At 35.9% G+C, this 19,264-nt stretch carries 19 protein-coding genes, 2 tRNA genes, 1 riboswitch and 1 other annotated feature; of the genes, 14 read left to right on the top strand and 7 right to left on the bottom strand.

Annotation, left to right across the window (positions count from 1 at the left end):
• Nucleotides 1-19: 19 nt before the first annotated feature.
• The 6 genes from RRB46_RS05345 to RRB46_RS05320 all read right to left on the bottom strand — a co-directional run bounded on the left by RRB46_RS05345 (nt 20) and on the right by RRB46_RS05320 (nt 3,012).
• On the bottom strand, nt 20-331 hold the full coding sequence (locus RRB46_RS05345; protein WP_296127933.1) for a type II toxin-antitoxin system RelE/ParE family toxin: 312 nt from the start codon (nt 329-331) through the stop codon (nt 20-22).
• Nucleotides 315-584 carry a type II toxin-antitoxin system Phd/YefM family antitoxin gene (locus RRB46_RS05340; RefSeq protein WP_296127931.1) on the bottom strand — a complete coding sequence of 90 codons (270 nt, stop codon included), beginning with the start codon at nt 582-584 and terminating at the stop codon, nt 315-317. Before RRB46_RS05340 ends, RRB46_RS05345 begins: the two co-directional genes overlap by 17 nt.
• Before the next feature lie 112 nt (nt 585-696).
• Nucleotides 697-786 (bottom strand) — tRNA-Leu (locus RRB46_RS05335).
• A gap of 41 nt (nt 787-827) precedes the next feature.
• A complete protein-coding gene (locus tag RRB46_RS05330; protein ID WP_296127928.1) occupies nt 828-1,547 on the bottom strand; it encodes an amino acid ABC transporter ATP-binding protein in 720 nt (239 codons plus the stop codon).
• Entirely contained in the window at nt 1,534-2,238 is a 705-nt protein-coding gene (locus tag RRB46_RS05325; RefSeq protein WP_296127926.1) for an amino acid ABC transporter permease, read from the bottom strand. The genes RRB46_RS05330 and RRB46_RS05325 overlap by 14 nt, the downstream gene beginning before the upstream one ends.
• Nucleotides 2,239-2,244: 6 nt before the next feature.
• Nucleotides 2,245-3,012: a transporter substrate-binding domain-containing protein gene (locus RRB46_RS05320; RefSeq protein ID WP_311537766.1), complete on the bottom strand. Its 768-nt coding sequence runs from the start codon at nt 3,010-3,012 to the stop codon at nt 2,245-2,247.
• A gap of 42 nt (nt 3,013-3,054) precedes the next feature.
• Nucleotides 3,055-3,286, bottom strand: a binding site (T-box leader).
• Nucleotides 3,287-3,380: 94 nt separating this feature from the next.
• Here RRB46_RS05320 and ispE point away from each other — a divergent pair.
• From ispE to thiE, 10 genes are all read left to right on the top strand, one after another.
• On the top strand, nt 3,381-4,226 hold the full coding sequence (ispE, locus tag RRB46_RS05315) for a 4-(cytidine 5'-diphospho)-2-C-methyl-D-erythritol kinase (RefSeq protein ID WP_311537765.1): 846 nt from the start codon (nt 3,381-3,383) through the stop codon (nt 4,224-4,226).
• Nucleotides 4,219-4,971, top strand: coding sequence for a glutamate racemase (murI, locus tag RRB46_RS05310; RefSeq protein WP_311537764.1), 753 nt, complete (start codon nt 4,219-4,221; stop codon nt 4,969-4,971). Before ispE ends, murI begins: the two co-directional genes overlap by 8 nt.
• Nucleotides 4,968-5,873 (top strand): exopolyphosphatase, encoded by a 906-nt coding sequence (locus RRB46_RS05305; protein ID WP_311537763.1) that lies wholly within the window; start codon nt 4,968-4,970, stop codon nt 5,871-5,873. Before murI ends, RRB46_RS05305 begins: the two co-directional genes overlap by 4 nt.
• A gap of 2 nt (nt 5,874-5,875) precedes the next feature.
• On the top strand, nt 5,876-8,059 hold the full coding sequence (gene ppk1, locus RRB46_RS05300; protein ID WP_311537762.1) for a polyphosphate kinase 1: 2,184 nt from the start codon (nt 5,876-5,878) through the stop codon (nt 8,057-8,059).
• 229 nt (nt 8,060-8,288) lie between these two features.
• Complete coding sequence (locus tag RRB46_RS05295) at nt 8,289-9,287, top strand: M15 family metallopeptidase (RefSeq protein WP_311537761.1); 999 nt, start codon at nt 8,289-8,291, stop codon at nt 9,285-9,287.
• Nucleotides 9,288-9,295: 8 nt separating this feature from the next.
• Nucleotides 9,296-9,667 (top strand): RidA family protein, encoded by a 372-nt coding sequence (locus RRB46_RS05290; RefSeq protein WP_311537760.1) that lies wholly within the window; start codon nt 9,296-9,298, stop codon nt 9,665-9,667.
• Between the two features lie 624 nt (nt 9,668-10,291).
• Nucleotides 10,292-10,777 (top strand): NUDIX hydrolase, encoded by a 486-nt coding sequence (locus RRB46_RS05285; protein WP_311537759.1) that lies wholly within the window; start codon nt 10,292-10,294, stop codon nt 10,775-10,777.
• Nucleotides 10,778-10,914: 137 nt separating this feature from the next.
• Nucleotides 10,915-11,016, top strand: a riboswitch (TPP riboswitch).
• Nucleotides 11,017-11,421: 405 nt separating this feature from the next.
• Nucleotides 11,422-11,967 (top strand): energy coupling factor transporter S component ThiW, encoded by a 546-nt coding sequence (thiW, locus tag RRB46_RS05280; protein ID WP_106459889.1) that lies wholly within the window; start codon nt 11,422-11,424, stop codon nt 11,965-11,967.
• The gene (gene thiM / locus RRB46_RS05275) at nt 11,936-12,751 is read left to right on the top strand and encodes a hydroxyethylthiazole kinase (protein ID WP_311537758.1); all 816 of its coding nucleotides are present in this window, start codon (nt 11,936-11,938) and stop codon (nt 12,749-12,751) included. Before thiW ends, thiM begins: the two co-directional genes overlap by 32 nt.
• Nucleotides 12,748-13,362: a thiamine phosphate synthase gene (gene thiE / locus RRB46_RS05270; RefSeq protein WP_311537757.1), complete on the top strand. Its 615-nt coding sequence runs from the start codon at nt 12,748-12,750 to the stop codon at nt 13,360-13,362. The genes thiM and thiE overlap by 4 nt, the downstream gene beginning before the upstream one ends.
• A gap of 64 nt (nt 13,363-13,426) precedes the next feature.
• Here thiE and RRB46_RS05265 read toward each other — a convergent pair whose 3' ends face one another.
• A complete protein-coding gene (locus RRB46_RS05265) occupies nt 13,427-14,644 on the bottom strand; it encodes an FprA family A-type flavoprotein (RefSeq protein WP_311537756.1) in 1,218 nt (405 codons plus the stop codon).
• Nucleotides 14,645-14,847: 203 nt separating this feature from the next.
• Here RRB46_RS05265 and RRB46_RS05260 point away from each other — a divergent pair, with 203 nt between their 5' ends.
• The 4 genes from RRB46_RS05260 to RRB46_RS05245 all read left to right on the top strand — a co-directional run bounded on the left by RRB46_RS05260 (nt 14,848) and on the right by RRB46_RS05245 (nt 19,243).
• Complete coding sequence (locus tag RRB46_RS05260) at nt 14,848-16,524, top strand: acyl-CoA dehydrogenase family protein (RefSeq protein ID WP_311537755.1); 1,677 nt, start codon at nt 14,848-14,850, stop codon at nt 16,522-16,524.
• Between the two features lie 71 nt (nt 16,525-16,595).
• Nucleotides 16,596-18,389, top strand: coding sequence for an NAD(+) synthase (gene nadE / locus RRB46_RS05255; RefSeq protein WP_311537754.1), 1,794 nt, complete (start codon nt 16,596-16,598; stop codon nt 18,387-18,389).
• On the top strand, nt 18,379-19,179 hold the full coding sequence (locus RRB46_RS05250) for a metallophosphoesterase (RefSeq protein WP_311537753.1): 801 nt from the start codon (nt 18,379-18,381) through the stop codon (nt 19,177-19,179). The genes nadE and RRB46_RS05250 overlap by 11 nt, the downstream gene beginning before the upstream one ends.
• Nucleotides 19,170-19,243, top strand: a tRNA-Arg gene (locus RRB46_RS05245). Before RRB46_RS05250 ends, RRB46_RS05245 begins: the two co-directional genes overlap by 10 nt.
• Nucleotides 19,244-19,264: the final 21 nt, after the last annotated feature.

The following is a 19,264-nucleotide window of genomic DNA, read 5'->3' as shown; positions in this document are numbered from 1 at the left end:
AACCACCCGTCTTGGGTGGTTAAAGTAAATTATCTATATCTCTTTTTGCATAAATCAGTCTTCTTATTTCCATTATATCTCCAATAACAACATAAAATATAGAAAAATTTCTTACATTAATTCGATAGTAAGGATATTTTCTAAATTTATTTGATTTATATGGAGAAACGATTAGTGGATTATCTAATCTTTTATCAATTGCATGCTCTATTTCATCAACAAGTCTATAGGCAGCTTCAGGATTCTGTAGGTTAGAAGTTATATAATTAGCTGCATCTATTAAATCTTTTTCAAATATTGGAAGAAATCTTAATTTATAGACTTTGTTCATCTATATTTTTCCTAACCTTATCGAAAACCTGGTCCTTTGAAAGCCTTGAGGTTGTACTGAGAGCTTGGTAATCTGCTTGGTCAAGTTTTTTTTCAATATTATTAGTAAGTTCAGAATACATATCAATGCTCATGAGAACCATGGTACCGTATCCATTCTTGGTTAAAAATATCGGTGAGCTCGAATTTTCAAGAGTTTCTTCTATTTCTCTAAATTTATTTCTTAAATCTGATATTGGCCTAATATCTACCATAATCTGCCTCCTTTTATCATTATTATATCATTATTTTATCATTAAAACAATAAGATGATTGGATAAATTTATAGAAAGTATTTTAAGTAAAAAAAATAGACCCTAAGGTCTATGGTGCGGGATAGAAGACTTGAACTTCCACGACCTAAAATCGGTCACAAGATCCTTAGTCTTGCGCGTCTGCCAATTCCGCCAATCCCGCTTAGTATCACTATTAAATGATACTATGGTTTTTATCTTTTGTCAAATAATTTTTCCTAAAAAGTCTTTAGCCCTATCTGTCTTTGGATTTGCAAAGAAATCTTTTGGGTCCTTGCTTTCTTCGACGATTTTTCCTGCATCCATAAAGATTAGCCTGTTTGATACCTCTCTTGCAAAGGCCATTTCGTGGGTTACTACAAGCATTGTCATTGAATCATTTGCAAGATCAGCCATTAGATTTAGGACTTCTCCTACCATTTCAGGGTCTAGGGCGCTGGTTGGTTCATCAAAGAGCATTATTTTTGGATTCATCATGAGGGCCCTTATTATTGCTATCCTTTGCTTTTGACCACCTGAAAGCTCATCTGGGTAGGAGTCTTTCTTATCTGATAGGCCGATTCTTTCTAGGAGCTCTTTTGCCTTTAATTGGGCTTGTTCCTTATCTAGCTTGCCCCTCAGGACTGGAGCTAGGGTTAGGTTGTCGATGATTGTCAAGTGAGAGAAGAGGTTGAAATTTTGAAATACCATGCCTATTTCTTCTCTTAGGCTATTGATATTTAAATCTTTTACATTCTTTCCTAAAAATAATATCTGGCCGCTATCTATCTCTTCTAGGAGGTTTAGGCTTCTTAGGAAGGTTGATTTTCCTGAGCCTGATGGGCCTATTATTGAGATTACATCACCTTTATTGACTTTTAAATCTATTCCTTTTAGAACTTCGTTGTTTGCAAAGGACTTGTGAAGATTTTTAACTTCTAACATGTTTTACCTTCCTTTCCATGGCTTTGAAGGCTTGCTCGATTAAGATTACTATTATTAGATAGATTAGAGCGGCCGCAAAGTAAGGGACGCTTGCCTTAAAGGTTTTAGATATTATTATTGATGCCCCACGAGTTAGGTCTGCTAGGCCTATGAAGCCTGATATTGATGTCTCCTTTAAAAGGGTTATGACTTCGTTGCCTAGGGCTGGTAGGGCATTTCTTAGCGCTTGGGGAAGGCTTATCTTAAAAAGCGCTTGCTTATATGAAAGTCCCAAGCTTCTTGCCGCTTCTACTTCTCCCTTGGCTACTGAATTTAGACCGCTTCTTATAACCTCAGACATATAGGCTGCTGAATTAAGGGTAAAGGTTGCTATGGCAATTATTACCAGGTTATCAAGACCTACTAGGATTACGTTAAACATAATTAGCAGCTGGATGGTTGATGGGGTTCCCCTTATGATTGTTATAAATAGGCCTGCTAGCTTATCTAGGAGATTAAGGGCAAAACCTTTTGGATTATCCCATTTTGGATTTAGGTCTAGCTTGGCTTTTTTGATTATGGCAAGGATTAGACCTAGGATAAAGGACAATATTAGGGATACTATACTCACTAGAAGGGTTATTTTAAGCCCTTCTAGCAGGTAAACATATAGGTTATCATCTAAGAGATTTGTCTTAATTAAGTTAAACATCAGGGCCTACTTATATTTTTTGACAATTTCTTCGATTGTGCCATCGTCTTGTAGTTCTTTGATGGCTTTATTTATTATCTCTTTTGCCTCATCTTCTTCCTTACCAATGGCAAAGGCATAGTCTTCAGATTCGTAGTCAGCTTCCATTATTTCTAGGTCATCGTTGGCTGCAAGGAATTTCTCAGCTGAAGTTTTGTCCATTAAGATTGCATCGATTTTGCCATTTTGAAGGGCAAGAACTGCATCAGGATATTTGGCAAAGGCTGATACCTTATCAAATTCTTCTTCAGCTATCTCATTTCCTACTGTACCAAGTTGGCTACCAATTGTTTTATCTTTTAGGTCATCTTTTGATTTGATTCCGCTATCTTTCTTTATTAAGAAAATTTGAGTGCTTGATGCGTAAGTATCTGTAAAGTCAACATTTTCAAGCCTTTTTGGGTCTACTGTCATACCAGCAGCTCCTATATCGGCCCTGCCTGAACCAATTGATGCTATGATGTTGTTAAAGTCCATATCTTTTATTTCAACTTCTACTTTAAGTTTATCTCCAATAGCCTTTACAATTTCTGGGTCGATACCAACAATATCTTCTCCATCATAAAATTCATATGGGGCAAAGTCTGCACTTGTTGCTACAGTTAATTTTCCATCTGCAAGGATACCTGGTAATTTATCTGCGCTTTCTGCTTCCTTAGCATCTTTGGCGTTTTCATTTGCTCCACATCCTGTCATTAGTCCTGCTAATAGGACACCGATTAATAGTTTTTTCATTATAAATTCCTTTCTTTTTTGGGCATAAAAAAAGCTCCTCCCTATAGGGACGAGTTTACCGTGTTGCCACCCAATTTCTCTTATTTCTCACAAAATAAGACTTAATAAGTACTATCATACCTTATGCTGTAAGGGGCATTCCCCTAAGGCCCTACTCTTAGTTCAGGTCTTAAGCTCAAAGACTCTCTTCATCCTACCCTTACCTGTCTTCTTCCACTCTACAAGACTCGCTAGAGGATTTATGTAAGATTACTCTTCTTATCATCGCTTGTTATGCTTTATTATATACCCTTTATTTTTCCTGTCAAGCTATTTAGATAAAGTATAGAAAAAATAATCATAAAGGATATAATAATTTTGAGGTATATATGATTAAAAAATGTTTTGCAAAAGTGAATCTGAGCCTTGATATTCTAAAGAAGAGAGCCGACGGCTATCACGATATAGATACAATCATGGCAAGGATTAGCTTATATGATAAGTTAGAAATTAAAAAGACAGGAACAGGTGAATTTGAATACCAGTCTAATATAGATTTAGGCCATTTGACAGATAATTTAATCTATAAGGCATACAAAAAACTAGCTCCCCTAGCTTATGAGAAGGGAGAAGACCTAGGTGTAGCTATCAAACTTAAGAAAAATATCCCCCTTGCTGCAGGCCTTGCGGGAGGATCGACTGATTGTGCGGAAACCATTAAGGCCTTAAATGAGCTCTGGGACCTGGGTCTTTCAAAAAAAGAAATGGCTGAGATTGGAAAAAGCCTAGGGGCTGATATTCCATTTTTCTTTGAAGAAAGCTTGGTAAGGGCTGAGGGAATTGGCGAGATAATAACACCTTTTACCAATAATCTTAAGATGAAACTCCTCCTTATAAATGATGGGACAGAAATCGCATCATCTTATGTCTATAAGAGGACAAAAACCTATGGTCATATCGATAATGAGGCAATCATTGCAGGTTTAGAAAAGGGTAAGTCTGAGATAATCGATAGTTTTGAAAATGTGATGGAGGCAGTAGTCCTTAGAGATTTTCTTCACTTAAATACTATCAAAGAAAATCTTTTGGCCAATGGTGCTTCTAAGGCCCTTGTTTCAGGCTCTGGGGCAACTGTATTTGGAATTTTCTTTGATGATAAGGCTCTTGATAAGGCCTATGAAAATCTCAAAGATTCCTATAACTTTGTAGAAAAGGTGGACCTTATAGATGACTAATATAGGCGTGTTTGATTCAGGACTAGGTGGAATTGCTGTTTTAAATGAGCTAGCCAAGAAAAATGACGCCAATTTCTATTACCTGGGTGATAACCTAAGGGTCCCTTACGGCAATAGACCAAAAGAAGAAATTAAAAAATTTGCTATAGAGCTTGTCACATTTTTAGAAAGATTTGATATAGACTTCTATATAATTGCTTGCAATACAATCTCAGTGACTTGCAAGGATTACCTTATAGAGCATTTCAAAAAGAAATTTATTGCCATCACAGATATGGCGGTTGAGGCAAGCCTAGAGTGTGATGGAGACTACTTAGCTCTTGCAACCAAGGCCACAATTTCAAGCCACTATATAAAAAATAAGATAGAGGCACAAAAGGATGGGAAAGTCTATGAAATGGCAGCTCTTAAGCTTGTAGATTTTATCGAAGAGGGATATCTTGAGGGACCTGACCTTGATGAGGCACTTAGAGAATATCTATATCCTGCCAATAATAAGGGTCTTGGAAATATAATTCTAGGATGCACTCATTACCCACTGATTAAAAATCAAATACAAAAAAATCTCACTTACCAGGCAAATATCATAGATCCTGCAATTTATTTAGCAGATAAATTAGATCTAGGATCTGGCCAAAAAGGGGTAAATATATTTATGACAAAGAAATCAGCTAAAACAGAAAGACTGATTGACCAAATAATGGAAGTTGATTACAAATTAAATTACCTAGGAGATATCAAATGATTTATGCAATAATGGATATTGGTTCAAATACCGTAAGGCTATCAGTTTATAAGGAAAAAGATGGCGAAGCCATTAATCTATTTTCAGAAAAAGAGCAAGTTTCTCTAAAATCTTTTGTAAAAAAAGGCAGGCTTACAGAAAAGGGCATAGCAAGACTCTTACACACTTTAGGGAAATTTAAGGCTGTGGTAGATAATTTTGATGATATTGATGGTGTTTATCCTTTCGCCACAGCTACTGTAAGGGATGTGGCAAATAGGGCTGATGTCTTAAATCTGATCAAGGATAATCTAGGCCTAGAAATTGAAATACTTTCAGGCGAAGAAGAGGCTAAGCTTGCCTTTGTAGGTGCGGCTATTTCAACAGAAGTGGCAGAAGGCGTACTTACAGATATAGGAGGCGGTTCTTCAGAAATTGTCCTAATAGATCAAGGTAAGGTTATAAAGTCAGTTTCCTTGTCAATTGGCTCTTTATCAGCCTTTAATGACTATGTCGATGGCTTATTTGCAGACAAATCTGATAGGAAAGAAATTGAAAAACGCATTGACCAGCTTCTTGAAGATAGCCTTATGTATGCAGAAGATCAAAAAATTCTTGCAGCAGTAGGTGGGTCTGCTAGGGCCAGCTTAAAATTCTACAAGGAATATTATAAGCTTGATGATAGCGTTAGAAGCATGGATGCAAGCGAATTTAATAAGATGCTTAAGGAAATCTTAAAGGCAGATGACAGGAGCAAGCTAGATATGATTCTAGCTGTCAAACCTGATAGGGTCCATACCCTCTTGCCAGGAATGATAATTTTAAATAAAATTTGTAAATTTTTCTCAATCGATACAATAAATGTTAGTCAAACAGGTGTTAGGGAAGGGTATGTCTATAGCAAACTTTTAGGAAGGAAATAGCTATGACAGACATAAGTTTTACGCAAAATAGGGAGTTATCTTGGCTTGAATTTAACAAAAGAGTCATAGATGAAGCAAGGGATAAAAATGTGCCCCTACTTGAAAGGCTTAAGTTTTTATCCATATATGATACCAACTTAGAAGAATTTTTTATGGTGAGGGTAGGATCTCTTACAGACCTATCTCACCTTAAAAAGGAACCTGTAGATGGCAAGTCAAAGATGACAGCCAGCCAGCAGATAGACGCTATATTAGACAAACTTGTCCCTATGTATGATGAGAAAGATGATATCTACGAAGACCTTGTTTATGACCTGGCTGAAGAAGGAATAAATATATCAAAAGTAAGGGACTTATCAGACAAAGACAAGAATCGCTGCAAGATTTACTTTGATTCAAAGATAGAACCAATTCTTTCATTTCAGATAATAGATAGGGTTCACCCAATGCCAAGGCTTGCAAATTTGAGCCTTTCAGTAGTATTTGATCTAGAAAAAAAGAAGGTAAAAAGTCAAAATACTAAGGAAACGATTGGAATAATTTACCTACCTGATAGGATTGAGAGGTTTATTAGGATATCTGAGTCAAATTATGTCTTTTTAGAAGATATCATAAAAGAATTTGGTAAAGAAGTTTTCGAGGGCTATAAGTGTCATAATTCCTATGTCATAAGTCTAACCCGCAATGCAGATATAAGTTTTGACGATGATGATTACGATGTAGATATGGACTTTAGGTCCTATATGAAGGGTAAGCTTAAGAAAAGAAAGAGGTTAGAGCCAGTTAGGCTAGAGGTTGATAAGGACTTAAGCCCTCTAGACCTTGAATTTTTATGCAAGAGCTTCACCTTGAACAAAAAATCTATTTTCACATCAAGGGCTCCCATGCAATTAGGCTTTATCTATGATTTTATAGACTCACTTCCAGAAGATTTTCAAAAAGCCAATTCCTTTGAAGAATTTAGTCCACAAGCATCAGCTATGGTCAATCCTCAAAGGCCAATGATAGAACAAATTCTAGAAAGGGACTTAATTTTATCATATCCTTATGAGTCAATGGATCCCATGATAAGGCTTTTAGAAGAAGCGGCAGAAGATCCAAGTGTAGATTCCATAAAGATAACCTTATATAGGATAGCCAAGGATTCAAAGATAGCAGCAGCCCTAATAAAGGCAGCAGAGGCAGGCAAGGAAGTAATCGCCCTAATGGAATTAAGGGCAAGATTTGATGAGAATAATAATATTTTGTGGTCATCAAGGCTAGAAGAGGCAGGTTGTAAGATTGTTTATGGCTTTGACCACTACAAGTGCCATTCAAAAGTATGTCTAATAACCAGGTATGAAAATGGAGAAATATCCTTTATTTCACAAATAGCTACAGGAAATTACAACGAAAAAACAGCCAAACTCTACACAGATTTTTCCTTCATGACAAGTGATATGGTAATTGGCCAAGATTGCAAAGATCTTTTTGATAATATCCTAATAGGAAATCTCGAAGGCACTTATAAAAAGCTCTTAGTTGCCCCAAAATCCATGCAAGTAGGCCTATATGATCTAATAGATGATCAGATAGATAAGGCCGAAAGGGGAGAAGAAGCCTATATAAGGTTAAAAATGAATTCCATTTCTGATAAGGTTTTAATTAATAGACTGGCAAAGGCATCTCAAGCAGGAGTTAAAATAGAAATGATGGTAAGGGGTGTAACTTGCATCCTGCCAGGAATTGAAGGTAAAACTGATAATATTGAAATTTACCAAGTAGTGGGAAGATTTCTAGAACATCATAGGATCTACCAATTTGGCAAGACCAATCCCAAAATTTATATATCATCAGCTGATTTTATGACAAGAAACATCAGAAATAGGATGGAAGTAGCAGTGCCAATAGAAGATTCTAGAATAAAAGAATATATACTAGATTTTACCGATATAATGTTTTCTGATGATGTAAAGATGAGAAAAATGGATAGGTCAGGTTTTTATAAAAAAGTAGATAATAATAAAAACATAAATGCCCAAGAAGTATTAATGAAAAAAGCCATAGAAGCTTTTGAAAATGTAAAAAATAAAAACCAATCAGACAATAATATAAATATCAATAAAAAGATTGATAAAAAATTGCAAGAGAAAAATAAGAAAAATAGAAGCTTTATAAGTAATCTTTTCTCTATATTTAAGAAATAGTCAAAATAAAACTAAAATTTGAGAAAATCCGGCAAATAAGTCGGATTTTTCTCATAATAGGGCAAAAAATATACTTTTTGCCCTAGGTTTTTTGCCCAAAAGATGTTATAATGAATATAGCAAGAGTAAACTGGCGCTAAATCTATGAATTGAAATATATTCATAATTATGCAATATTTTACTTATCCAAAAGACTCACAAAAATATTGAAATAAATAGAGGAAGAAAAATGTCAAACAAAGGAATAAGAGAGCTTAAGAGACGCAAAAGACGCGAAGCTAGAAAGAAAAGAAAGAGGGCAGCTTTGCTTGGTGTTGGTGCCTTACTTACAATTACCACCATCAAATTTGCCATACCAGAGAAAGATACCTACCAGATCAAAAGGCCAAGTGAATATAGAATAGCCTCGGGTGACCTTGTCAGAGAAACTAACGAAGATAAGAAAACACAAACAAGCGATGTTCACGTAGCTACAGAGATTGGTTTTAAAGATACAGATATAGCAGATGAGCTAAAAATTGCAGATAGCTCTTATCAAGATCAACTAATTGAATATGTTAAATGTATGCAAACTCAATATGCTTATCAATTTCCTAATGACTATTCAAAAACAGATAAATTCATTAAGGAAGGCGCATACTTAGGTTTTTATGGCTGTGAAAATGGCTTTGCCAAGGTAAAGATAGATGACACCTATTATTATGTAAATAAATATGGTTTAGCAAGACTAGCTAAAAATGAACAGATAAAGGTTGTAAATGGCTTAGCTTACGTAAGTGAAGCTTATCCATTGTCAGAAAACTTTGACCCTGGAGTAGACAAAACAGCCAGACGTGCCTTTGAGACAATGCGCCAAGATATGGCTAGGGAAAAGCTAGATTTAAGGATAGCATCTGACTATAGGGGATATGATCTTGAAAAAAAGATGTTTGATGCAGGCGAGGTAGATGCCTCAAAGCCTGGTACAAGTGAGCACCAACTAGGTGTGGCCTTTGATTTTTTTACCGAAGGCAGCAAATATAACGATAAATTTGAAGCGACAGCTCAATACAAGTGGCTAGTAGAAAATGCCTATAAATACGGCTTTATCGAAAGATATCCAAAGGGCAAAGAAAACATAACCCACCACAAGGCCCAACCATGGCACTTTAGATTTGTGGGTGTTGAAAATGCCAAAGAAATCTATGATAACAAGCTAACCCTTGAAGAATACTTAAAAATTAACTAGGAGGAAATATGAAAGCAATTAACACAGACAAAGCACCAGCAGCAGTAGGAGCATACGTACAAGCGATAGCAACAGATAACCTAATCTTCACATCGGGCCAACTCCCACTAGATCCAGCAACAGGAGAACTTGAAAGTGATATCAAAAAAGCTACAGAAAGAGCTCTAGAAAATATCAAAGCTATAGTAGAAGAAGCAGGTTCATCAGTTGATAAAATCATAAAATGCAATGTATTTCTAGACAAAATCGAAGACTTTGCAGACTTTAACCAAGTATACGAAGAATTCTTTGGTGACCACAAACCAGCAAGAAGCGCCCTAGAAGTAGCAAACATACCAAAGGGAGCAGTAATAGAGATTGAAGCTATAGCTTTGGCCTAATTTGTCCTGAAGGAAAATTATGGAAAGACTTATGTGGAGGCTTGAACTTGTCTTTATTTTTTGAAAGAAAATAAGCAGAAAGTTCAGCCGATACTATAGCCTTGTCCTAACGAACATGTAGTTTGAGTTATGGAAAGACTTATGTGGAGGTTCGAACTTGTCTTTATTTTCTGAAAAAAATAAGCAGAAAGTTCCGCCGATACTATAGCTTTGTCCTAACGAACACGAAGTGTGAGTTATGGAAAGACTTATGTGGAGGTTCGAACTTGTCTTTATTTTCTGAAAGAAAATAAATAGAAAGTTCCACCGATACTAAAGCTTTAATTTAAAAAAGTTTTTGGCAAAAACAGGATAGTTGCGACCAATTTTGAGTGAATTTTCATAGAATTTGTGGATGCATTTCAATAATTTTGTCAAAGCAATGTGAGTTCAAAAAATACTTATAAAATGAGATTTTTAGCTTTTTGATAATGAAACATTTTATGATTTGTTTTATGAGTCATTAAATAAATTGTTTAAAAATTCTCACTATATAAAAATTAAATCTAAGAAAAAACAAAGTTGACCCAGCAGGGTCATTTTGTTTTTGCAGGGAATTTGTAACTAAAGTTAAGGGAGAAAGAGATGGACCAGGATTATGGATTTAGAAAAGGGGATAAGTGGTTTAGGTATAGGGCTGCTGCCATTATAGTCGAAGAAGATTGCGTTTTGTTTGCGGGAAATGAAGCTAATGACTATTATTACTCCATAGGTGGAGGAGTCCATCTTGGAGAAAGTTCTGAAGAAGCAGTTAAAAGAGAAGTATTTGAAGAAACAGGAATCGATTATGAGGTGGATTATCTGGCTATAATCCATGAGAATTTCTTTGTAGGAAGTTCTACTTTAGAAGGCACCCTTTGCCATGAGATTTGCTTTTATTACATGATGAAGCCTAAGGGCAATAAGAATCTTAAGAGTAATAGCTACACCATGGAGGGACTTAAAGAATCTATGCACTGGATTCCAATTGATGAACTTGATAACTATAAGGCCTATCCATCTTTTATGAAAGAATATCTTAAGTCAGATCACTGCTGCTTAGAACATATAATTACAGATGAAAGATCCTAAGATTTTTTGCTAGTTTCTTAAGATATACTCTTTATTTAGAAAAAACTCTTCATTAATAAAAAAATTGATAAAGTAAAAACTTATTTATAAGGAAAGTTTCGATTTTCATTGACAAAAAAATCATTTTATACTAACATAGGTATAGACAAGGGAGTTCTTTAAAGATCTGAGAGGAAGATAAATCTTCGACCTTAGCTGATTTGGATAATGCCAACGTAGCTAGTCGCAATCTTATTTATGAGTTAATTCTTATCATGAAATTTTTTGAAACAGTCTTTGTGCTGTTTCTTTTTTTATCTCACTTATATCTTTGGTGCAAACTTTCTTGTGAAGATCGTTTAGCGGTAGATCGGGCAGACCACTTTCTATCGCTTAAGAAAAGATGCTTACAAAGAAAGGTTGTAATTTATAGAGAGATGAGCATTTACCACTTTAAATGATGCAGTGGAGGCGCTGGAATCTAAGTTTGTAGTTGACTTAGGTTTTTATAGGCTAAGTGGAGGATATAATCTTAGCAAGAATTTATTGCTATTTTAAATATCCTTTCACCAAATTTCAAAGATATGGGAGGAGAATTTGTTGAGTCGATAAAAAATTAGCCAATTTATAAAAATTAGACCCAAACTCCTCAAAAGGAGAGTAAAATGAAAGAAAAAAACAAAACTTATATCATGATAACTTTATCCATGTTTGTAACAATTGGAGTAGTAATTTCACCCATCCTCAGATTTGAAGGCTTTGCGCCAACGGCTCACTTTGTAAATATAGTTTGTTCAGTCTTTATGGGACCTTGGTATAGCCTTGCAAATGCAATCCTAACTGCCTTTATCAGGATGACTTTTTTAAGTATTCCACCTCTTGCAGTGACTGGTCAAGTCTTTGGGGCTGTCCTTTCTGGAATTTTATATAGAAAGACCAAGGGCTCAATAATAGCAGCAGTCATCGGTGAAATAATAGGAACAGGAATAATCGGAGCAATAATATCAGCACCTGTAATGACCCTATTTTTGGGAAATAAAAACATTGCCTTATTCTACTATATTCCAAGCTTTTTTATAGCAACTCTCTTAGGAGGATCAGTAGCTTTTATCTTCCTAAAGACCCTCCAAGGTTCAAATATGCTGATAAAGATACAAAATTCTTTAGGAATCCAAGCTTATGAAAAATCTAAAAGACCTAGTAAAAATTAGGGCAGAAATAAGAAAAAAAGATCCCCTAATCCATGCCATAACCAATCCCATAGCCATAAATATGGTTGCAAATTCAATCTTATTTGTGGGTGCTAAGCCAATTTGTGCTGAGCACCCTCAAGAGATGGAAGATATAACCCCAAAGGCAGATGCCCTATCAATAAATCTGGGCAATATCAACCAGCAAAGGATGGAAGCCATGGATAGGGCCTCTTTTTTTGCAAGCATGAAGGGTCTACCTATAGTAATAGACCTGGTAGGAATTGGGGCAAGTAAGTTAAGACTTGACTTTGCTAAAAATTTGCTTGATAAATATAAATTTACCTTACTAAAGGGTAATGCCTCAGAAATTATAGCCCTAGCTAAGGGAGCTTCTTCTGCCAAGGGAGTAGATGTTGGTAAAGATGATGAGGATAAGAGTCTAGAATATTTGATAAAAACTTGCCAAGACTTAAGTAAGAAATACCAGGCGGCAGTTCTTCTTACTGGTAAGATTGATATTTTGGTCAAAGACAATAAATATTACCTAATAGAAAATGGTTGTCCAGAACTATCTAATATAACTGCAACAGGCTGCATGCTTACAGGCTTGATTTCAGCCTTTATAGCGGTGACAGATGTCATAAATGCAAGCCTACTTGCCATGCTAATTATGGAAATTGGTTCAGAAAAAGCGGTCAAAGATAAACCTTACAGCTTTTTTATAGATCTAATGGATAAGATTGGGACAATAAGTGATGAAACTATAATTAATCATGCAAAAATCAAGGAGGGAGAAATTTGAAAAAATTATATTTGGTGACAAATTCTGATAAATACACAGAAGAAGAATTTCTTAGAAGAATAGAGGAGGCCCTTAGGGGAGGAGTGGATATCCTCCAGCTTAGGGAAAAGGAAAAAACTGATGGGGAAATCCTAGACCTCGGAAAAAAGGTCAAGGCCCTTTGTGATAAGTATAAGGTCCCTATGCTAATAGATGATAAGCCACATTTAGCATGGGCACTGGCTTGTGGGGTTCATGTAGGTGAAGATGATATGCCTGTAGGACTTTGCAGGAAGCTTTTAGGACCTGATGCCCTAATAGGAGCAACAGCCAAGTCAGTGGAAAAGGCCAAAGAGGCAGAAGATTCAGGAGCAGACTACTTGGGAGTGGGGGCGATTTTTGAAACTAAAACTCACGTCAAAACCAGGAGGACTTCTGTAGAAACTTTAAAAGAAATCAAGGAAAAAGTAGCTATAGATGTCTATGCTATAGGAGGACTTAATTTTGATAATGTAGATGTCTTAGAAGGATCTGCTGTCGATGGGATTTGTGTCGTAAGGGCTATAATGGATGCTGAAAATGTTTATGAAGAGACAAAGAAATTAAAGGGAAAAATCGAAGAAATTTTATAACAAGAACCCCAGGGCCAAACATTTTTAAGGATAGACCTGGGGTTTTGTTAATAAGAAAATATTATTAGATTTCTGTATTTTTGATATCTTCAGCTATAACCTTGGCAAGTTCTTTAAGTTCTGCTATTTGTGGTTCTTTTACTGCTGAATTTATTTTTACATCTTCGCCGATGTATTTACACTTAGCTGGTTCAAGGATTTCTTTTGAAATCTCAAGGGATCTTCCGCCCCATGACCAGTTGTTTAAGAAAGAAACTGTTCTATTTTTATAGCCTGTACCTACAAGCTCTCTTAGGAAGGCATCCATCTTGTAATAAAGACCAGCATTATAGTTGATTGGTGCAAATACTTGGTGGCTAAATCTGTGGCAATCTGCTATTGGATATGATGGGTCCCAATCACTTACATCATATAAAACTATATCTTCTACACCAAGCTTAGCTAGCTCTGCTGCAAGGATATCACTTGCTTGTTCTGTATCTCCATACATTGATGAGAATACTATAGCAACACCCTTATCTTCTGGGATAAATCCTGCCCAACGGCTGTATTTTTCAAGGATAAATTCGATTGATTCCTTATCCTTATAAACAGGTCCGTGTAGTGGAAGGATAGTGTTGATTGGAAGTCCTTCAACCTTTTTAAATAGGTTTTGAACCATCTTGCCTTGCTTACCAACTATATTTATATAGTAACGTCTAGCTTGCTCTAGCCAGTCACCTTTGTGGATAACCTTGCTTGCTTCGATATTACCAGCTATAGCATTGAAAGCACCAAAGGCATCTGCTGAGAAGAAGAGGCCTTCTGTTGTTTCATAGGTCATAAATACTTCTGGCCAGTGAACCATTGGAGCAAAGACAAATTTAAGATTTCTCTTACCAATATTTAGCTCATCGCCTTCTTTAATTTCATAATATCTGTCTTTAAAATTATCATTATAGAATTGTTCGTAGAATTTAAATGTTTTAGCATTACCAACAAATTTACAATTTGGGTATTCTTTTAGGACAAAGTCTATGTTTCTGCAGTGGTCAGGTTCCATGTGGCTTATAACTATATAATCAAGATCTTCACCATCAAGGGCTGCCTTGATATTTTCTAGATATTGTCTAGTAAAGGCTCCCTCAACAGAATCCATTAGGACATTTTTTTCATCCTTGATTACAAAAGAGTTATATGAAACTCCATTTGGAACTTCAAACATATTCTCAAATCTTGCAATTCTGCGGTCATTAACGCCGACCCAGAATATATTATCAAGTACCTCTATTATATTGTACATACGCACTCCTTTATTATTATTTCAAAATAACTATACCTGTTTTTTGGGAAATAGAAACATTTTCTTGACAATAAATAAACAATTGCAATTAATTATCATTTTTATGTTTGGATTGATAAAATATGGGTATCATTTTATTAGGATATAAAAGTTACAACACTTTATACAATATAATTTATTTAATAAAAACAAAAGGAGATAATATGGCATTTAATTTACCAAGAGATCTAGAAGAATTTAGAAAAGTAGTTAGGGCTTTTGCTGAGGAAAAGGTTAAACCTATAGCCTTCCATTTAGACCAAACTAAAGAATTTCCAGCAGAAATCGTAAAGGAAATGGGTCAAATGGGACTTATGGGAATACCTTTCGATGAAAAATACGGTGGAGCAGGCCTAACTAACGAACACTATTCTATAGCTGTAGAAGAGCTATCAAGAGTAGATGGTGGTGTTGGTGTAATTTGTTCAGCTCACACCTCACTAGGTACATGGGGAATCAATGAATTTGGTACTGAAGAACAAAAAGAAAAATACCTAAGACCTCTAGTAGATGGAACATATATTGGTGGTTTCGGTCTTACAGAAGATAATGCTGGTTCAGACTCAGCAGGAACAGAAACAACTGCAGTAGATAAGGGAGATTACTACCTATTAAATGGTAAGAAAATCTTTATAACAAACGCTCCAGAAGCCCAAACCTATCTAGTAACAGCAGTTACTGAACCAGGCAAGGGTAATCATGGTATATCAATGTTCATAGTTGATAAGGACTTTGAAGGCTTTACCTTCTCAGAACCATACGACAAACTAGGTATTAGATCATCAATTACTGCTGAGCTTCACTTTAAGGATGTAAAAGTTCCAAAAGAAAACCTACTTGGTGAACTAAACAAGGGCTTTAAATACGCAATGATGATCCTTGATGGTGGTAGAATTGGTATAGCAAGTCAAGCCCTAGGTATAGCTCAAGGTGCTTATGAATCAGCTCTAGAATACTCAATGAATAGAATTCAATTTGGTAAGGCAGTAGGACATTTCCAATACAACTCTTTCACCCTAGCACAAATGGCTACAGAGCTTAAGGCAGCTAGACTATTAGTTTATGATGCAGCTAAGAAGAAAGATGCTCACGTAAAAGGCTATGGTAAGGATGCTGCAATGGCTAAACTTTACGCATCAGACCTTGCTGAAAAACTTACATCTAAAGCCCTACAACTATACGGTGGTTCAGGCTTTATCAAGGGTGTAGATGTAGAAAGACACTACAGAGATGCTAAGATTACTCAAATTTATGAAGGAACAAATGAAATCATGAAACTTGTAATCTCAGGCTACATTTTACCAAAAGATAAGACAGCTAAAAAGGCCCCAAAACCAGTAGCTCAAGAAGCAGAAAAGAAACAAGAAATCTTTACAGGAGATCCAAAAGAAGCAGCTAAGAAATTAGTAGCAGCTCTTGTTGCTGATGGTTACAAACTAAAGGCTGACCCAGTAGACCTAGAAGGCTCAGTCGAAGAAGCTGATAGAGTAGTAGCTATAGGTATGGGTATTGGTGAAGAAGGCAACGTAGAAATTGCTAAGAAGCTTGCAAATCTAACAGGTTCAGTTCTAAGCGGATCAAGACCAATAGCAGAAGTTAAAAAATATATACCACTTAGACAATATATCGGACTTTCTGGTAGGAAATTTAAGGGAGACCTATATATAGGAATTGGTATATCGGGAGCAATGCAACACTTAAAGGGAATAGAAGAAGCTAAAACTGTTGTAGTAATCAATAATGACGAATCAGCTAAATTCTTCAAACACGCTAAATATGGTATAGTTGGTGACTTCCACAAAGTTGTTCCTGCCCTAATAGAAGAAATAGAAAAACTATAAAAATCTTAAGATGGGCCCTCCGGGGTCCTCTTTTTTTATCCATAAGGGGTAAAATAAGATTAGGTGATAAAATGAAAAGAAAAATAAAAATTAGGGCTAAAAATTTCCGCGTAGAGCTTGGAAATGTAAAAGCCAATCTTAGAAAAATAAAAGAAATAATTAAATCTTGTGAAGAGGAAAAGGTAAATATCCTTTGTTTACCAGAGCTTTGCCTAACAGGGGCAAGCCTTTACGACTCATATTTAGAAGGCGACCTTCTAGAGGCAGCTGAAAACGGCCTAAAAGACTTGGTAGAATATAGTAATGATTTCGATTTAGCCTTTACTATAGGCCTACCAATTAAGACAAAATACGGCCTTTATAATGCCGTAGCCCTAGTAAAAGATGGTGACCTAGTGGGTCTTGTGACAAAAAATAAGCTAAAAGGCTATGAAAAATCAATATTTTCTGATAAGCCACAAGGTACCTTTAAGGCTTTCGATTATGAACTAGATTACGAACCTTTTGTAAACTTTGTATCAGGCCTTAAAATAGGAATATCTGTAGGTGAAGATGACTTTGCATCCTTCCCAAAAGCCTTTGACCTTAAGAAGATGGGGGTTGATATTATTCTAAATCCATCAGCTTTTATTAGAACAATTGGCTCTGATGATGATCTTAGAAAGGATATAGAGTATTTATCAAAAGACCTTATCTATGTTAACGCCTCAGCAGGCCCAGGTGAGTCTTCAACAGACTTTGTCTATAGTGGATCAAAAATTTTAGCCAAAGACGGTGAAATTTTAGAGGGTGATACAGGAATATTTCTAATGGATATCCAGGAAATAGAATATGAGCCAAATTTCCATAATTTTACAGAAGAGAAGATTGATGTAGAAAAATTTCCATACCTACCTAAGGAAGAATTTTCTTATAAATATATGAAGGAAACCCTAGAGATAGGTGCCCTTGGCCTAATAAAAAGACTTGAGGCAATAGGTGCTGACAGGGTATTTTTGGGCCTATCTGGCGGCCTTGATTCGACCATGGCCCTTCTTATTATAAACAAAGCCTATGAATTTGCAGGCCTTGATAAGGAAAAAATCGGCCTTTACACCATGCCAGCCTTTGGCACAAGCGATAGGACCAAGTCAAATGCCTATAAACTTGCAAAAAGCCTAGGTCTTGACCTAAAAGAAATAAATATTAGCAAGTCTGTAAGTGCTCACCTTGCTGACATTGGCCATGATGGTATAACAGCAGACACAGCCTATGAAAATGCCCAGGCCAGGATGCGTACCCAAGTTCTCTTTAACCTAGCTAATATGTATGGGGGAATCGTAATAGGAACTGGGGATTTGTCTGAGTGTATGCAGGGTTTTGCTACCTACAATGGCGATCACATGTCAAATTATTCCCTAAATGCGACCCTTACGAAAACTGAGCTTAGGTATATAATTAAATCCTATGCCCACTTTACAGATAATAAGGACCTAGCAGAAGTCCTAACTGATATTTTAGCAACTCCAGTATCTCCAGAGCTTAAGAGCGAGGATAAGGGAGAAATCAGCCAAAAAACAGAAGAAATTATAGGACCTTACGAGTTAATAGATTTCTTTATTTATGACCACCTAACCTACCACAAAAAGGCTAAGGAAATCCTAGCTGATGCAATAATTGCTTTTGCTGATAAATATGATGAAAAGACTATCAAAAAATGGTTAATATCATATTTCAAACGCTTTACAGCAAGCCAATTTAAAAGGTCATGCGCAGTTGATGGTCCAAATATCACAGGCAGGTCCTTTTCACCAAGAGCAGGCTTTAGAATAGCCTCAGATATGTCTTACAAGATGTATTTGGAGGATTTAGCAGATGAAAACTAAAAATAAGGTTATTTTGGCAAGCCTTGCCCTAGCGGCAGGGCTTGGCCTAAAATACAACCACGACCAGTGCTTTGTAGCTAGGGAAAAGACAGAAACTTTTTATTCTGATAAGGTCGATTCAGATATAAAAATAACTCATATAAGTGACTTTCACTCAAATGTCCTTTCAAATCTAGATGAGGTCCTAGGAAATATAAAAAAATTTGACCCAGATCTAATATTTTTAACCGGGGATATGATAGATTATCCTACAGATGACAAAATTAAAAGAACTATGTATTTTATCAACAAGCTAGATGAGCTTGGCATAAAAACATACTTTGTAAGCGGCAATCACGAAGAGGCAAGCCAAGATTCAGAAAAATTCTACGAGTTAATCCAGGATTTAGGCATAAGATTTTTGCAAAATGAGGGAGAAAAGATTAAAATAAGAGATAATGACCTATATATTTATGGGACAACTTATTTTGGGGCAAATCTTGAGGCCTTTAATTCAAACAATGATTCCCTAAACCTAGTCTTATCTCATTTTTCAAAGAGAATAAGGGATAAGTATGACCCAAGAATTGACTTTATATTCTCAGGTCACACCCACGGAGGCCAGGTAAGAGCCCCCTTTGTAGGAGCTTTAATAGCGCCAGGTGAGGGGTATTTTCCAAAATACGATAAGGGAGAATTCAAATTTGGCTCATCCACAATCTATATAGAAAGCGGCCTAGGCAACACCTTCTTGCCACTTAGGTTTCTAAACCCAATCTCCTACACAAACATCACAATCAAGCGTCCTTAGTTTAATGGCAAAATAGGGGTGTCCGAAGCCCAAGATCAGGGTTCGATTCCCTGAGGGCGTGCCAAAATACTTATAGAAGTATTGA

It is taken from the genome of uncultured Anaerococcus sp., from assembly GCF_963512375.1.
In the GTDB taxonomy this organism is placed as follows: Bacteria; Bacillota; Clostridia; order Tissierellales; family Peptoniphilaceae; genus Anaerococcus.
The sequence above is the reverse complement of the archived record's forward strand: the minus strand, read 5'-3'. Positions and strand labels throughout refer to the sequence as shown.

Coding starts and splice junctions, on each gene's coding strand:
- RRB46_RS05345 (WP_296127933.1), bottom strand. CDS start 331: ATGAACAAAGTCTATAAATTAAGATTTCTTCCAATATTTGAAAAAGAT.
- RRB46_RS05340 (WP_296127931.1), bottom strand. CDS start 584: ATGGTAGATATTAGGCCAATATCAGATTTAAGAAATAAATTTAGAGAA.
- RRB46_RS05330 (WP_296127928.1), bottom strand. CDS start 1,547: ATGTTAGAAGTTAAAAATCTTCACAAGTCCTTTGCAAACAACGAAGTT.
- RRB46_RS05325 (WP_296127926.1), bottom strand. CDS start 2,238: ATGTTTAACTTAATTAAGACAAATCTCTTAGATGATAACCTATATGTT.
- RRB46_RS05320 (WP_311537766.1), bottom strand. CDS start 3,012: ATGAAAAAACTATTAATCGGTGTCCTATTAGCAGGACTAATGACAGGA.
- ispE (WP_311537765.1), top strand. CDS start 3,381: ATGATTAAAAAATGTTTTGCAAAAGTGAATCTGAGCCTTGATATTCTA.
- murI (WP_311537764.1), top strand. CDS start 4,219: ATGACTAATATAGGCGTGTTTGATTCAGGACTAGGTGGAATTGCTGTT.
- RRB46_RS05305 (WP_311537763.1), top strand. CDS start 4,968: ATGATTTATGCAATAATGGATATTGGTTCAAATACCGTAAGGCTATCA.
- ppk1 (WP_311537762.1), top strand. CDS start 5,876: ATGACAGACATAAGTTTTACGCAAAATAGGGAGTTATCTTGGCTTGAA.
- RRB46_RS05295 (WP_311537761.1), top strand. CDS start 8,289: ATGTCAAACAAAGGAATAAGAGAGCTTAAGAGACGCAAAAGACGCGAA.
- RRB46_RS05290 (WP_311537760.1), top strand. CDS start 9,296: ATGAAAGCAATTAACACAGACAAAGCACCAGCAGCAGTAGGAGCATAC.
- RRB46_RS05285 (WP_311537759.1), top strand. CDS start 10,292: ATGGACCAGGATTATGGATTTAGAAAAGGGGATAAGTGGTTTAGGTAT.
- thiW (WP_106459889.1), top strand. CDS start 11,422: ATGAAAGAAAAAAACAAAACTTATATCATGATAACTTTATCCATGTTT.
- thiM (WP_311537758.1), top strand. CDS start 11,936: ATGAAAAATCTAAAAGACCTAGTAAAAATTAGGGCAGAAATAAGAAAA.
- RRB46_RS05265 (WP_311537756.1), bottom strand. CDS start 14,644: ATGTACAATATAATAGAGGTACTTGATAATATATTCTGGGTCGGCGTT.
- RRB46_RS05260 (WP_311537755.1), top strand. CDS start 14,848: ATGGCATTTAATTTACCAAGAGATCTAGAAGAATTTAGAAAAGTAGTT.
- nadE (WP_311537754.1), top strand. CDS start 16,596: ATGAAAAGAAAAATAAAAATTAGGGCTAAAAATTTCCGCGTAGAGCTT.
- RRB46_RS05250 (WP_311537753.1), top strand. CDS start 18,379: ATGAAAACTAAAAATAAGGTTATTTTGGCAAGCCTTGCCCTAGCGGCA.